Consider the following 13,508-nt stretch of genomic DNA (forward strand, 5'->3'; position numbering starts at 1 on the left):
GGCGGCGGGCGGGTGAGGCCGGGCGACGTCGTGTACTTCGTCCTGTTCGCCGCGTTCGTCGCCGGTGCCCTGCTGCTGCTGATCAGCGGCGTGGCCGCCGTGGTGGCCTCGGTCAACCCCGTCTTCCACGAGGCGATGCACGTCCGGGCGTTGAGCGACGACCTGGTGGGGCGGCTTGCGCTGCGGGTGGCGGACGGGGCTCACCTCGTCCAGCCCCCCGTGCAGGTGGTCGTCGACTACGCCTTCAGCCTCCTCAACATGGGGATGGCAGGTCTGCTCCTCTGGCTGAGGCCGCGGGACTGGACGGCCCGGCTGCTCGCGGTCGCGATGGTGGGGACGGCCGGTGCCTTCAACCTCGAGGCGCAGGGGACGTACGAAGCGGTCGCGCTGACACCGAGCGAGTCGGCCATCTCCGCCGTGAACCACCTCATAGCCGGTTTCGCTTACATCGCGGCGCTGCTGCTGTTCCCGGACGGACGTCCCGTCCCGCGGTGGCCATGGCCGTGGCTGGTCGCGTTGTACGTTCCGCTGGCCGCCCTGGCCACCTTCGTGATGCTCCGGGTCACCGGAGCGGGCGACATCCTCAGCGTCGAGGGCACGTCCCGCCCGACCGTCCTGATGCTGTTCTTCGGACTGCTCGTTCCGGTGACGGGCGTCCTGTCGCAGGCGTATCGGTTCGGCCGCTCCGCCGATGCCGGGTCCCATCAGCAGGCGCGCCTGCTGTTCTGGGCGCTCCTGCCTGCGCTCGCCATCAGCCTGTTCTTCGTGCTCACTCAGCAGGTCGGCCCGCAGACGTTCACGGCGCTGGCCGGGCGGCCGACACGGGAGCTCCCCGTGGTCGCGTTCAGGGTCTTCCAACCCGTCTTCGCCCTGATCCCGGTCGCCCTGCTGGTGGGCCTCCTGCGGTTCCGGCTCTGGGACGTAGACCGGGTCATCAACCGGACGCTCGTCTACTTCATGCTCACGGCCATCCTCGCCGCCGGGTACTGGGGGACGGTCGTGGCCGCCCAGTGGACGCTGCGACCCTTCACCCGGGAGAACGGCCTCGCGATCGCCATCTCGACCCTGGCGGTCGCGGCCGGGTTCGGACCCCTCCGCCGGCGCGTCCAGACCTTCGTGGACCGGCGATACAACCGGTCGCGCTACGACGCGGCCCGAACGATCGAGGAGTTCGGGCACCGGCTCCGCGACGAGATAGACCTCGAGTCGATGACGGATCAGCTACGTTCGGTCGTGCTGCAGACGATGCAACCGGCGCACGCGATGCTCTGGCTCCGCCCGCCACCCCGGCCGGAGACGAACGACGGAGGGTTCGAAGGGGCCGTAACGGGTTCCGTAACGGTCGAGCGACACCCTTCGGGTATCACGGAGGCGTGAGAGACATGGAGACACCCACGAGGACGAGGCGGTTCGCCAGCTGGAGGAGCGACCGCAGGTCGCGACGTGCCCGTAGCGAGGTCGCCTCGGCCGCGGCGCTCGAAGGCCCGCAGATCGATATCGCGCCCCACGACCCCCTGCTCGCTTTCCTCCAGCAGGACCCGGGACCGGTCGAGGTCGACCGTCTCAAGCTCGACTCCCCGGCCGTTCGCGCGCTGCGGGAAGGGGGGGTCAAGCTCATCGTTCCCCTCGTGTCGCAGGGCGAGCTGATCGGGCTCCTCAACCTGGGGCCGCGGCTCTCCGAGCAGGAGTACTCCGCCGACGACCGCAAGCTCCTGGAGAACCTGGCCGGGCAGGCGGCGCCGTCCCTGCGCGTCGCGCAGCTCGTCCGCGAGAACGCGGCGGTCGTCCGCAGCCGTGAGCGTTACGAGCAGGAGATGCGGGTCGCGCAGCTCGTCCAGCAGAACCTGCTGCCCAAGGAGCTCCCGGAGCTGTCCGGGTGGGACCTCGTCCCGTATTACCAACCGGCCCGCGAGGTGGGGGGCGACTTCTACGACTTCATCCCACTCCCGGACGGCCGGATGGGGTTCGTGGTGGGCGACGTGACCGACAAGGGGGTCCCGGCGGCGATCGTGATGGCGTCGACGCGCAAGGTGCTGCGGATAGCTGCCCAGCAGCTGATCGAGCCGGGCGCGGTCCTGGAGCAGACGAACAACGAGCTCTGCCCGGACATGCCGTCCAAGATGTTCGTGACGTGCCTCTACGGGATCCTCGAGCCGCGCACGGGCCGGTTCGTCTTCGCCAACGCGGGACACAACCTGCCCACCATCGGACGGGACAGCGGCGTCGAAGAGATCAGGGCGCGCGGGATGCCGCTCGGGCTCATGCCCGGCATGACCTACGAGGAGTCGGAGACGACGATCGGCCCGGGGGAGGTCATCCTCCTATACAGCGACGGACTGACCGAGGCCCACAGCCCGGAAGGCGAGATGTTCGGGTTCCCGAGCGTCAACAGGACCGTCTGCCGGGCCAACCGCGACCGGGTGATCGACGAGCTGCTCGACGAGCTGCACCGGTTCGTGACCGCGGTCTGGGAGCAGGAGGACGACATCACGCTCGTCTCCGTCCGGCGAACCGCCGCAGCGGCGATGATCGCCGACCGTCCGGACGTCGAGGTCGCGCCCATCAGGGGTGCGGGCGTGGGGTCGGCGGCCCCCGCGGACCCCTCCTCCACACCGGAGGGCGCGCTCGTCGCGTCGTTCGAGGTCCCCAGCTCGGAGGGGAACGAGCGGCTGGTGATACAGCAGCTCGAGGAGGAGGTCGGGAGCCTCGGTCTGCCCAAGGCGAAGGTCGATCGCATCAAGACGGCCGTCGGGGAGGCGGCCATGAACGCGATCGAGCACGGCAACCACAACCAGCCGGAGGTGCCGGTGAAGGTGGAAGCCTACGTCTCGCCGCGCGCGTTGACGGTCCGGATCACCGACCGGGGGCGGTACACCCCCATCGACCAGGACCCCGAGGTCCCCGATCTCGATGCCAAGCTGGCCGGCATGCAGACGCCGCGCGGGTGGGGGCTCTTCCTGATCCGCAACATGGTCGACGAGATGAACGTCTTCGGCGACGAGACCCACAACACGGTGGAGCTCGTCGTACACCTGAAGGAGAGCGTCGATGACTGATGATGGGTTCGAGGCTCGGGTGCGCACCGAGGGCCCGGGCACGGTGATCGACCTCCTCGGGTTGATCGACGGCCAGGCGGAGGCTGCCCTGAACAACGCGTATGCTCAGGCGGCCGCGGCCACCGATCTGGTCGTGCTGAACTTCGCGGACGTGGGTTACATCAACAGCACGGGGATCGCTCTGGTGGTGGGGCTGCTCGCCCAGGCACGGCGCTCGCGCAACACCGTACGCGCCTGCGGGCTCAGCGATCACTACCGTGAGATCTTCGAGATCACGAGGCTCGCGGACTTCATGCCGATCCACAGCGACGAGACGAGCGCGATGGCCGCCGGGGTCTGACCCCGCTGGCGAGGGAGGGACGAGATGACGCAGGAGACGGCACAGCTGGACGTCAGGCACGTCGACAGCACCACGAGCATCGTGGACATCACCGGCGAGATAACCGCGAACTCCGAGGGCCCGCTGATGGACGCGTACCAGCGCGCGACGGGAGATCACACGAGGTCGGTCATCCTGAACTTCTCCGACCTGGAGTACATGAACAGCGGCGGCATCGGGCTGCTCGTGACCCTCCTGGTCCGGGCGAACAGGCAGAAGCAGCGGCTCATGGCCTTCGGCCTCACCGACCACTACAAGCAGATCTTCGAGCTGACGCGCCTGGACGAGGCCGTCGGCATCTTCGACACCGAGCAGGACGCCGTCGCGGCCGCCGGGTGACGGCGGGACGCCCGAGAGGAGGCACCCCATGGCCACGGACCCCGAGAACGGCAGGACGCACCGCAGCGACGCGGAGTCGTGGGCCAAGCCGGTCTCTCGCCTCGAGGTGGGCGAGATGCCCGAGGGAGCCATCAACCTCAACGTGGCCGGGAAGCGCCTGTCCGGACCGGTGCAGGGCTTCGGCCGGCTGTGGCAGAAGGCGTACCGCATGCGGCTGCCGGCGTCGGTCGTGTCCGCGTCCGATCTGGTGGCGGAATGGAAGCGCAACTTCGGCAGCTTCTGGCCGACCGGCAACCGCTTCTACGGTCCGCTCACGTCGCTCGAACCCGGGGACGTCGCGGTCCTCAACGTGAAGGCGGGCGGCGGCATGACCCTCTCCACGGGGGTGATGGTCGTGTTCGCCGACGAGGAGGCGTTCACGTTCATGACCCCGCAGGGCCACATGTTCGCCGCGATGATCACGTTCTCGGCCCGTACGGAAGGCGATGACACGCTCGTCACCATCGAACCGCTCCTGCGCACGAACGACCCCATCTACGAGCTCGGGTGGCCGGTCATACGGCGCAAGGAGGACGCCTTCTGGGTGGAGACGATGCGCAACCTCGCCTCCCACTTCGGCGTCGAGGGAGCCGAGGTCGAGACGGTCGTGAACTGCGTCGACCGACGCCGGCAGTGGCGCAACGCCAGCAACATCTGGCACAACGCCGGTATCCGGTCCACGATCTACATGTTCGGGGCACCGGTCCGCTGGTTCGCCAAGCCCTTCCGCCGCGCCCCGCATGCCTGACGCCGTCGTCGTCGGGTCCGGGCCCAACGGGCTCGCCGCGGCGATCGCGATCGCGGAGGCCGGACGGTCCGTCCGCGTCTACGAGGGCGCAGCGACTCCGGGCGGAGGGATGCGGACGCAGGAGCTGACGCTGCCCGGGTTCCGCCACGACGTCTGCTCGGCGATCCATCCGCTCCTCCTAGCGTCTCCCTTCTTCAGACGGCTCCCGCTGGCTGCGCACGGCCTGCAGGTCGTGCAACCCGACGCGCCGTACGCCCACCCGCTCGACGACGGGTCCGCGGTCGTGGTGGAGCGGTCGGTGGAGGCGACCGCGTCGGAGCTCGGCTCCCAGGGAGCCGGGTGGCGGAAGGTCTTCGGCCCGCTGACGCGCGACGCGCACGTGCTGGCGTCGGAGCTCCTGGGGCCGTTCCGACCGCCGCGGCACCCGTTCAAGATGGCCCGCTTCGGGTTGCAGGCCATCCGCTCTGCCCGTGCCTTCGCGCGGTCGAGGCTGGACGGGGAGAGAGCCCAGGCCGCGTTCGCGGGCGTCGCCGCGCACTCCATGCTGCGCCTGGACGAACCCGTCACGGCGGGGGTCGGTCTGATGCTGGGGACCTTCGCCCACGCCGTCGGATGGCCGATGGTCGCCGGGGGGTCGGAGAAGATCGGTGAGGCGATGATCTCGTACCTCCGCTCGCTCGGCGGCGAGATCGAGTGCGGCCGCTGGGTGCGCAGCATCGACGAGCTGCCGGACGCGCGCGCCTACCTGTTCGACGTCACCCCCCGGCAGCTCGTCTCGATCGCCGGGGACCGGCTCCCGGACCGGTACCGCCGCGCGCTGCTGAGGTACCGGTACGGACCCGGCGTCTTCAAGGTGGACTGGGCCCTCGACGAGCCGATCCCGTGGAAGGCGAACGGGTGCCACCGGGCAGCCACCGTCCACCTGGGCGGGACCCTGGACGAGATCGCCCGCAGCGAGTCGGAGGTGGTGGCGGGCCGGGTGCCCGAACGTCCCTACACGCTCGTCGTCCAGCAGACGCTGTTCGACCCGTCCCGCGCTCCCGCGGGGAAGCACACCGCCTGGGCCTACTGCCACGTGCCGCACGGCTCGGACGTCGACATGACCGACGCGATCGAGTCACAGATCGAGCGGTTCGCTCCCGGGTTCCGCGACGTGGTGGCGGCGCGCAGCACGATGGACTCCCGCGCCATGGAGCAGCACAACCCCAACTACATAGGCGGGGACATCAACGGAGGCGTGCAGGACCTGCGCCAGCACTTCGCCCGTCCCCTCCCGCGCTGGACCCCCTACGCGACACCGGACCCCTCCATCTACCTCTGCTCGTCCTCGACCCCCCCGGGAGGAGGGGTCCACGGGATGTGCGGCCACCACGCCGCCCAAGCCGCCCTACGCCGCTCCCTCCGCTAGCCCTGGATCGGACCCGCGCCGACCCTGGCCGCCTGGACCCGGAACCTGCGGCCCCGGGCCCGAGGGAGCGGAGCGTCCCCCGCGACCCCCGACCTCGCACCCACCTCAGGACGTAGGCGGCGGCACGGGAGCCGAGATCTCCCCCGAGTCCTCGAGGTTGAACGGCTCCAGGTCCTCGGCCCGCTCCAATCGCTGCCGCAGCTGCTCCCGTCCCTTGTGGACGGTCTTGAGGGTCTTGTTCAGGAGGATCTCGAAGCGAGCGAGCTTCGCGTCGACGTAGTCGTCGGCCTTGCGGCGCAGGTCCTCGGCGTCCGCCTCGGCCCGGGAGACGATCCGGTGCGCCTCCGCGTTCGCGCCCTGTACGAGCTCGGTCTTGGAGAGGAGGCGGCTGCGCTCGGCCTTGCCCTGCTCGACGAGCTCCTGGGCCTCCTGACGCGCGGTCGCGAGCAGCGAGTCCCGCTCGGCGAGGACCTCCCGCGCGTGCTCGGTCTCCTTCGGGAGCGCTTCCCGGAGCTGGTCGACGAGGCTCAGCGCGTCGCTCTGGGGGATCACGACGGAGGAGGACAGGGGCACGGACTTGGCGTTGCGGATCATCTCGTCCAGCGCGTCCAACGCGGTCTTGAAGTTCTCGCTCATGTGTCTCCCTTCGGCCCGCCCAGCTTCGCCTCGAGCCTGCGGGCGACGGCCTCCGGGACGAGTCCATCGACGGACCCCCCGTAGCGGACGACCTCCTTCATGAGGCTCGCAGATAGGAACGAGTAGGCGGGGTTGGTGGCCATGAACGCGGTCTCCACTCCCATGCGGGCGTTCATCTGGGCCATCTGCTCTTCGAAGTCATAGTCGGACACGGTCCGCAGGCCCCGCACGATCACGGTGGCCCCGATCTGCTTGCAGAAGTCGACGGTCAGCCCGGAGAAGGACATCACCTTGACGTCGTCGGCGCCGCCCAGCACCTCGTTCAGGATCTCGACCCGCTCGTCGACGGTGAACAGGGCCTGCTTCGACGGGTTCTCGAGCACGGCCACGACGACCTCCGCGAACTGACGGCGCGCCCTGGAGATGATGTCCAGATGTCCGTTCGTGACCGGGTCGAACGACCCGGGGCAGCAGGCCTTCGTCATCTCAGCGGTTCCTCGCGGCTGTAGACCAGGACCCGAGTATCCCCGTATCTGCGGTCCGCTTCCAGGACGTATCCCCGGGGTTCGGGCGGCTCCCCTGGCCCCCATCGCGACTCGATGACGACCCGGCCCCCGCGACGGACCGCCTTCCCTAGGCCGTCCAGGACCGTCCGGGTCGCATCGGCGTCGGCGTACGGCGGGTCGACGAACGCGACATCGACCGGGTCGCGCCGTCGGGCGCGTTTCAGCAGGTACCCCAAGGCCTCCGATCTGACGAAGGTCGCGTGCTGCTCGAGGCCGGCGGCCTTCGCGTTCTCGCGAGCGGCTTGCAGGGCGGCCGGGTCCCGGTCGACGAAGGTCGCGTGACGCGCCCCCCGCGAGAGGGCCTCCAGGCCGTAGGCACCCGACCCGCAGTAAAGGTCCAGGACCGAGGCATCCACCACATGAGCGGCGAGCGAGGAGAACACCGCTTGGCGGACGCGCTCGCTGGCCGGCCGCGCCCCCGGGGGGACCCGAAGCCTGATGCCGCGGGCGTCCCCGCCGGAGATCCTCACGGGTTCAGTGTGACGGTCCGGGCGCCGGGAGGCACGGCGATCTCCGCGCAGACGTATCGGTGGTCCGAGCCGGGGATCCGCCCGGTCCAGGCGGTCAGAGGGGTGAGCCGCCGGTCGTGCAGCACGTGGTCGATCCGGATGACGGGGACCGGGTCCCGCCAGGTGAACCCGACGCCGCGACCCCCAGCGGCGAAGGCGTCGCCCAGGGGTTCGGTGAGACGCCGGTGGAACCGGTGGCGGTCGGAGATGTTGAAGTCGCCCACGGCGACGACGGGGTGGGGCGCCGCGCGGATCCGGTCCAGGATCTCGTCGAGCGCGCGCTCCTGCTTCGACGTGTCGAAGTCGGAGGGTCCGGTGCCGGGGGTGTCCGGATGGACGGACAGCAGGGACAGGTCGGCGTCCGGGAGGTGGATGTCCACCTCCTGGTAGGAGAGGTCCGGCCCGACCGCGTGTTCACGGGGGGTGAGGGGGTGCTTGCTGAACACCCCGTGCCCCCACGAGCCGGGTCCGGCGTGGGAGACGCGGTGGGGGTAGAGGTGGCCGATCCGGGCCACCAACCACTCCTCCATCCACGACTGCAGCTCGTGGAACGCGATCACGTCCGGTGCGAGAGCCTCGACCATCTCGGCCACGGCGTCCGGCTGGCGGTTGCGTAGCCAGAGGTTGGCCCCGGCCACCCGTAGGACCTCGGCTCCCGGCGGGGCCTGCGGCGCGGACCGTGGGATGTAGCGGTGCCCGTACTCGGCGGCGAAGGCCGCTGCGACGAGCGCGAGGGGAGCCACCGCTCGTCGGTCGCGCTTCACGGCGGCCGAGGTCGCGAGCAGGGGCAGCGGTAGGTAGAGCGCCCAACCGAACAGGTCGAGCAGCTCGAACGGGGGCCAGTTCTGCAGCCTCGTCCGGCGACCGGCGATCCAGCCGAGGACCCCGACCGAGTAGGCAGCCGCGAGGCGTCCCAACCTCAACGGCCCCTGCGCTGGGAGATAGCGGCCACCGCCGCGGGGAGGGTCTCCTTCGTCGCCTCGTGGCCGTTGGCGCACTTGGCCGTCCAGGCCTCGCGGTCCGAGGCGCGCCACGAGCCACCGGCGGCTGCGTACCGCGTTACCCGGTAGGCCTCGAGCATCGCGCTGCACACGGGGCAGCGGGTGGCTGCGGTGTCGGTGTCGTACGTCGCCTCGGACATGCCGACCAGCCTAACGGCGACCGGGCCAGGTCACCCCTTGAACAGCCAGTCGATCTCCCCGGCGAAACGGGCCGCGACCTCGTCGCGGAGGCGCCGGTGGTCGGCGGCCTGCAGCCGCGGGTCCGTGTCCACGAGGGCGAAGGCGGCTTCCCGCGCCTCCACCACCACCGGGAAGTCCTCGACCAGGCGCGCCACCTTCAGGTCGACCATCCCCGCCTGTCGGGTGCCGAAGATCGTGCCCTCCCCTCGGATCTTCAGGTCCTCCTCGGCGAGCACGAACCCGTCGGTGGACGCCTCGACCACCTCCAGCCGCCGGCGGGAGTCGGGGGTCGTGGCCTCCGACATCAGCAGGCACCATCCCCCCCATGCCCCTCGCCCGACCCGGCCCCGGAGCTGATGCAGCTGGGCGAGACCGAACCGCTCCGCGTTCTCGATCAGCATGACGGTGGCCTCGGGAACGTCCACGCCCACCTCGATGACGGTCGTGGAGATGAGCACGGAGATCTCCCCCCGGCGGAACCGGTCCATGACGCGGTCCTTCTCGGAGGGCCGCATCTGTCCGTGCAGGAGACCGACCTCGAGGTCGGGGAAGACCTCGGTGGCGAGACGCTCTGCCTCCGCGACCGCGGCCCTGGCCTGCAGGGAGTCCGACTCGTCCACCAGAGCGCACACGACGAAGGCTCGGCGTCCCTCCCCGACCTCTCGTCGGATCAGCTCGTAGGCCGCGTCGCGCTCCTGCTCCGTCTGGACGATCTTCGTGCGGATGGGCTGGCGTCCGGACGGGAGCTCGTCGAGGACGGAGACGTCCAGGTCACCGTAGAGGGTGAGGGCGAGCGTCCGGGGGATCGGGGTCGCGGTCATGATCAGGACGTCGGGGTCCTCGCCCTTCGCCCGAAGCTGGATCCGCTGTCCGAGCCCGAACCTGTGCTGCTCGTCGATCACGGCGATGCCAAGCCGGTCGAAACCGACGTCCTCACTGATCAGCGCATGCGTCCCGCAGACCACACCCACGTCACCCGACGCGATCCGCATGACGATGTTGGCGCGCTGCGCCTTCGGGACGGACGAAGTGAGCAGCGCCACCTCTATCCCGAGCGGCTCGAGCATCTCGCGGATCTTGCGGGCGTGCTGCTCGGCCAGCACCTCGGTGGGAGCCATGATCGCCGCCTGCGTCCCCGACCCGACGGCCACGAGGGCCGCGTACACCGCGACGAGCGTCTTCCCGGACCCGACCTCCCCCTGCAGGAGCCGGTGCATCGGCCTGGGACGCGCCATATCGGCGGCGATCTCACGCATCGCCCTCGTCTGGGCGGCGGTCGGACGGAACGGCAGGGTGTCCAGGAACCTCTCGGCCGGGCCCCCGTCGGGGTTCGCGTGCGAGATGCCCCGGACCTCCTGCTCGAGGTGCCGCTTGCGCAGCGCGAGCGCGACCTCGAGCACGAAGAGCTCGTCGAAGACGAGACGTCGTCGGGCGTCGGCGACCTGGTCCGGGTCGTCGGGGAAGTGCATCGACCGGAGGGCGAGACCGCGGGGCAGCAGGTTGTGCGCAGCCCTGATCCGCGCCGGGAGGGGGTCGGGCACCGGACCCAGACGCTCGAACGCGGCCGCGAGCAGCTTCAGCAGCAGCGGCGCGGACACCTGCTCGGAGGCCGGGTACACCGGGACGACGCGTCCCGTCTGGATGGCCTCGCCCTCGGCCGAGAGGAGGTCGTAGGCCGGGTTGGTCATCTGCAGCTTCCCGCCCCGGCGCTCCGCGACCCCCGAGAATGCCGCCTCCGTACCCTCGGTCAGCTGCCGCGCCCGCCAGTCCTGGTTCCACCAGACGCACTCCAGGTAGCCGGTCCCGTCGGACACCGACACGCGGAGCAGGCGTCGGCCGGAGCGGGTTCGGTCCACCGTTGACCGTTTCACGGTCGCGACGACCGTGGCCTGCTGTCCGACCCGGAGGTCGCGTACGGGCAGCGTCGTCCGCCGGTCGATGTACGACCTCGGCAGGTGCTCGAGGAGCTCACCGATCGTCCGCAGACCGAACGCGTGCAGCCTCGCCGCCACCTTCGGCCCGACCCCGGGGAGCACGTCCACAGGATCTTGGAGGCCCAGGCTCCCCTCCGCCTCGCCGCGAGGCTGGGAGCCGGGGAGGATCCCGGCCAACCTGACGCACACGTCCTCCCGATCGGACCGGTTCTTCAGCCGGTAGGAGGTGAGCGCAGCCATCGCCCAGGATCGGGAGTCGCGGGCGGTCGAGGGCTCGGCCTGCAGCTGCCGGAGCACGGAGGCCGAGAAGCCGCCCAGCAGGCCCCGATCCGGACACCCGAGTGCCTGCTCGGCCCACACGCCTTCCCGCATCCCGGAAGCCTATCGGTCGCCCCCGACGCGGGAGCCTGGAGGGCCGCAAGGGGGAGGGATCGGGAGGAGGAGGACGAATCAGGACGGGGAGGGCATCGACGAGACAGGCCCGTGACCCGAGGGGGGGGAACGATGGTGCGACTGAGGGTGAGTGCGATCCTGTTCGCGCTGGGCGTCGTCGTCTCGCTGGGCGGCGTCCCCGCGGGGGCCGAGACCGGCGCGCTGTCCTACGAGCGATGCCTCGAACACGCGACGCTCCTCCCCCGGCCGGCATCGCAGCTCGCGTCCGAGCTCCCAGAGGGGTTCACGCCCCTCACCCTCGACCCCGCCGGGACGACCGGTGCCGTCGTCCTGGCCGCCTGGACATGCGGGTCCGGCGGCACGCAGGTGCGCGAAGCGATCGAGGGGGTGCTCGTCGTCCCACCCGACGCCTACGCGGTCGAAGGCGCCCAGCACTTCCTCGTGCGACAGGGGTTCACCTCGAGTTCGGACTCCGCGGCCAGGTACGCGTCCTGGTGCTTCGGGGAGGTCTTCAAGGCGGCCGATGTCTCCCAGACCGAGACGCTCACCCCTGCTTTGCGGACCGGGCACGTCACGGCGACGGGCCCGCATGGGTCGCTCGACTTCCGGACGACCATACCCGGCACGAGGGACGGCTCGATGATCACGCCGGGCCTGATCAGGCTCTTCACGTCGGAGGGCGGCGCGGTCCGCCTCATGGACATCAACTACACGCAGGCGGCCAACTTCGTTCCGGGGACGGGGATGGCCTCGTCGGGGGGGTCTCCCCTTGGACCCGGGCTGGCCATCCACGTGGAGCCCCGGGACGGCACCGACGACAACTCGTTCGCCATCACCGCACCGCAGAGCTGCGGCTGAAACGGTCGGGGACGTCCTCCCAGCCACGGGGGCGGGGGTGCAGGCCGCCGCGGCTCGTAGACACACCGCGCGGCTGCTGCCAGCATTGCTCCGCCGATGAGCGAGAGCCGACCGATCCGTGACCAGAGAGACGCGGATCACCCGCAGACGCGCTACGCGAAGGCGGGTGACGACGTGTACATCGCGTACCAGGCCGTGGGCGACGGTCCGATCGACATCGTCTTCATGCCCAACTGGTTCAGCAACATCGAGGTCGTCTGGCAGTTCCCCCAGATAGGACGGTGGCTGCGAGCGATCTCGTCGTTCTCCCGGCTGATACTGCTCGACCAGCGGGGCAGCGGCCTGTCCGACCCCGTCGCCCTCACGAGCTTGATCCCACTGGAGGAGCGGGCGCGCGACCTGATCGCCGTTCTCGACTCGGTCGGGGTCGAGCGGGCGGTGATCCTCTCCGCCACGCTGACCGCGCCTCTGGCCTGTTTCTTCGCCGCCACCCACAGCGACCGGACGAGAGCGATCGTCCTGCTGGATGCCTTCGTCTCGCCTGAGTCCCCAGAGGAGGCCGCCGAGACCGACGCCTTCATCGAGAGCATCCCGGAGACGTGGGGAGCGCCCTGGACCGGGACCAGGGACTTCGAAAGCATGGACGATCGCGCGAACGCCTTCTTCGCGTACTACCGCCGGATGTCGATGGGTCCCGGCGCCGCCCAGGCGCTGTTCAGAGCGCTGCAGCACATGGACGTGCGCGATCTGCTCCCGGCCATCCGGGTGCCGACCCTGGTCCTGCACCACGGCGACATGAAGGGTCACACGGGCGAGGCGCACGCGGCGGCGGACGCACGCCTGCTGCAGGAGGCCATCCCTGATGCGCGCCGGGTCGAGCTGCGGACCCCTGGGTTCAGCTGGGGGCTGGGGGATGCCGATGAGATGGCGGAGGAGCTCCAGGAGTTCCTGACCGGTACGCGCGGACGAACGGCCTCCTCTCGTCGGCTCGCCACCGTGCTGTTCACCGACGTGGTGGCGTCCACCGCGAGGCTCGCCGCCATCGGGGACCGCGCGTGGACCGATGTCCTCGCCGACCACGAGCACGTGGTCCGGGAGCGGGTCTCCCGGTCCGAGGGCTCCCTCGTCGAGGTGAAGGGTGAGGAGTCACTGTCCGTCTTCGATGGACCGGGGCGCGCGATCCGGTGCGCAGCGGCTCTCCGGGACGACCTGTCCGGCATGGGCCTCGAGGTGAGGGCCGGGCTGCACACGGGCGAGGTCGAGTTCGACGGCGACCGGGTGGCCGGGATGGCCGTGCACATCGGCGCCCGGGTGGCCGCCCTGGCCGGGGCGGGCGAGGTCCTCGTGTCGAGCACGGTGAAGGACCTCGTCCTCGGCTCGGAGATCGAGTTCGAGGAGCGCGGGGAGCACGAGTTGAAGGGCGTCCCAGGCGCCTGGCGCGTATTCCGCGTCAGATGAAGAC

The 13,508-nt window shown here is 70.5% G+C and carries 14 protein-coding genes; 8 read left to right on the forward strand and 6 right to left on the reverse strand.

Translation table 11 applies throughout. From position 1 onward, the window contains the following. The 6 genes from VM840_04285 to VM840_04310 form a co-directional block, all read left to right on the forward strand. Positions 1-1,377, forward strand: a 1,377-nt coding sequence (locus tag VM840_04285) for a hypothetical protein (protein ID HVL80795.1), incomplete at its 5' end; no start/stop codon positions are given. Positions 1,378-1,382: 5 nt separating this feature from the next. After that, a complete protein-coding gene (locus VM840_04290; GenBank protein ID HVL80796.1) occupies positions 1,383-3,056 on the forward strand; it encodes a SpoIIE family protein phosphatase in 1,674 nt (557 codons plus the stop codon). Further along, positions 3,049-3,396 (forward strand): STAS domain-containing protein, encoded by a 348-nt coding sequence (locus VM840_04295; GenBank protein ID HVL80797.1) that lies wholly within the window; start codon positions 3,049-3,051, stop codon positions 3,394-3,396. Before VM840_04290 ends, VM840_04295 begins: the two co-directional genes overlap by 8 nt. 24 nt (positions 3,397-3,420) lie before the next feature. Further along, entirely contained in the window at positions 3,421-3,774 is a 354-nt protein-coding gene (locus VM840_04300) for an STAS domain-containing protein (GenBank protein ID HVL80798.1), read from the forward strand. A gap of 28 nt (positions 3,775-3,802) precedes the next feature. Then, complete coding sequence (locus tag VM840_04305; GenBank protein ID HVL80799.1) at positions 3,803-4,561, forward strand: hypothetical protein; 759 nt, start codon at positions 3,803-3,805, stop codon at positions 4,559-4,561. Further along, positions 4,554-5,969, forward strand: coding sequence for an NAD(P)/FAD-dependent oxidoreductase (locus VM840_04310; protein HVL80800.1), 1,416 nt, complete (start codon positions 4,554-4,556; stop codon positions 5,967-5,969). Before VM840_04305 ends, VM840_04310 begins: the two co-directional genes overlap by 8 nt. A 105-nt stretch (positions 5,970-6,074) precedes the next feature. Here the strand turns inward: VM840_04310 and VM840_04315 are convergent, their stop codons facing one another. Genes VM840_04315 through recG form a run of 6 tightly spaced genes read right to left on the reverse strand, consistent with a single transcriptional unit; the run spans position 6,075 to position 11,167 of the window. Continuing rightward, positions 6,075-6,605 carry a hypothetical protein gene (locus tag VM840_04315; GenBank protein ID HVL80801.1) on the reverse strand — a complete coding sequence of 177 codons (531 nt, stop codon included), beginning with the start codon at positions 6,603-6,605 and terminating at the stop codon, positions 6,075-6,077. Then, complete coding sequence (gene coaD / locus VM840_04320) at positions 6,602-7,090, reverse strand: pantetheine-phosphate adenylyltransferase (protein ID HVL80802.1); 489 nt, start codon at positions 7,088-7,090, stop codon at positions 6,602-6,604. Before coaD ends, VM840_04315 begins: the two co-directional genes overlap by 4 nt. After that, a complete protein-coding gene (locus VM840_04325; GenBank protein HVL80803.1) occupies positions 7,087-7,641 on the reverse strand; it encodes an RsmD family RNA methyltransferase in 555 nt (184 codons plus the stop codon). The genes coaD and VM840_04325 overlap by 4 nt, the downstream gene beginning before the upstream one ends. Beyond that, positions 7,638-8,603 carry an endonuclease/exonuclease/phosphatase family protein gene (locus VM840_04330; protein HVL80804.1) on the reverse strand — a complete coding sequence of 322 codons (966 nt, stop codon included), beginning with the start codon at positions 8,601-8,603 and terminating at the stop codon, positions 7,638-7,640. Before VM840_04330 ends, VM840_04325 begins: the two co-directional genes overlap by 4 nt. Next, positions 8,600-8,821: a hypothetical protein gene (locus VM840_04335; protein ID HVL80805.1), complete on the reverse strand. Its 222-nt coding sequence runs from the start codon at positions 8,819-8,821 to the stop codon at positions 8,600-8,602. Before VM840_04335 ends, VM840_04330 begins: the two co-directional genes overlap by 4 nt. A gap of 30 nt (positions 8,822-8,851) precedes the next feature. Beyond that, a complete protein-coding gene (gene recG / locus VM840_04340; GenBank protein HVL80806.1) occupies positions 8,852-11,167 on the reverse strand; it encodes an ATP-dependent DNA helicase RecG in 2,316 nt (771 codons plus the stop codon). 132 nt (positions 11,168-11,299) lie between these two features. Here recG and VM840_04345 point away from each other — a divergent pair, with 132 nt between their 5' ends. Next, positions 11,300-12,046, forward strand: coding sequence for a hypothetical protein (locus VM840_04345; GenBank protein HVL80807.1), 747 nt, complete (start codon positions 11,300-11,302; stop codon positions 12,044-12,046). 96 nt (positions 12,047-12,142) lie between these two features. Continuing rightward, complete coding sequence (locus VM840_04350) at positions 12,143-13,504, forward strand: adenylate/guanylate cyclase domain-containing protein (protein HVL80808.1); 1,362 nt, start codon at positions 12,143-12,145, stop codon at positions 13,502-13,504. The last annotated feature ends 4 nt before the right edge of the window (positions 13,505-13,508 follow it).

It is taken from the genome of Actinomycetota bacterium (assembly GCA_035540895.1).
Taxonomy (GTDB): Bacteria; Actinomycetota; JAICYB01; order JAICYB01; family JAICYB01; genus DATLFR01.

What these genes read in the sequence shown, in the direction of transcription:
- VM840_04310 (HVL80800.1), top strand. Translation starts at nt 4,554, where the DNA reads ATGCCTGACGCCGTCGTCGTCGGGTCCGGGCCCAACGGGCTCGCCGCG.
- coaD (HVL80802.1), bottom strand. Translation starts at nt 7,090, where the DNA reads ATGACGAAGGCCTGCTGCCCCGGGTCGTTCGACCCGGTCACGAACGGA.
- VM840_04290 (HVL80796.1), top strand. Translation starts at nt 1,383, where the DNA reads ATGGAGACACCCACGAGGACGAGGCGGTTCGCCAGCTGGAGGAGCGAC.
- VM840_04295 (HVL80797.1), top strand. Translation starts at nt 3,049, where the DNA reads ATGACTGATGATGGGTTCGAGGCTCGGGTGCGCACCGAGGGCCCGGGC.
- VM840_04345 (HVL80807.1), top strand. Translation starts at nt 11,300, where the DNA reads ATGGTGCGACTGAGGGTGAGTGCGATCCTGTTCGCGCTGGGCGTCGTC.
- VM840_04305 (HVL80799.1), top strand. Translation starts at nt 3,803, where the DNA reads ATGGCCACGGACCCCGAGAACGGCAGGACGCACCGCAGCGACGCGGAG.
- VM840_04350 (HVL80808.1), top strand. Translation starts at nt 12,143, where the DNA reads ATGAGCGAGAGCCGACCGATCCGTGACCAGAGAGACGCGGATCACCCG.
- VM840_04315 (HVL80801.1), bottom strand. Translation starts at nt 6,605, where the DNA reads ATGAGCGAGAACTTCAAGACCGCGTTGGACGCGCTGGACGAGATGATC.
- recG (HVL80806.1), bottom strand. Translation starts at nt 11,167, where the DNA reads ATGCGGGAAGGCGTGTGGGCCGAGCAGGCACTCGGGTGTCCGGATCGG.
- VM840_04335 (HVL80805.1), bottom strand. Translation starts at nt 8,821, where the DNA reads ATGTCCGAGGCGACGTACGACACCGACACCGCAGCCACCCGCTGCCCC.
- VM840_04300 (HVL80798.1), top strand. Translation starts at nt 3,421, where the DNA reads ATGACGCAGGAGACGGCACAGCTGGACGTCAGGCACGTCGACAGCACC.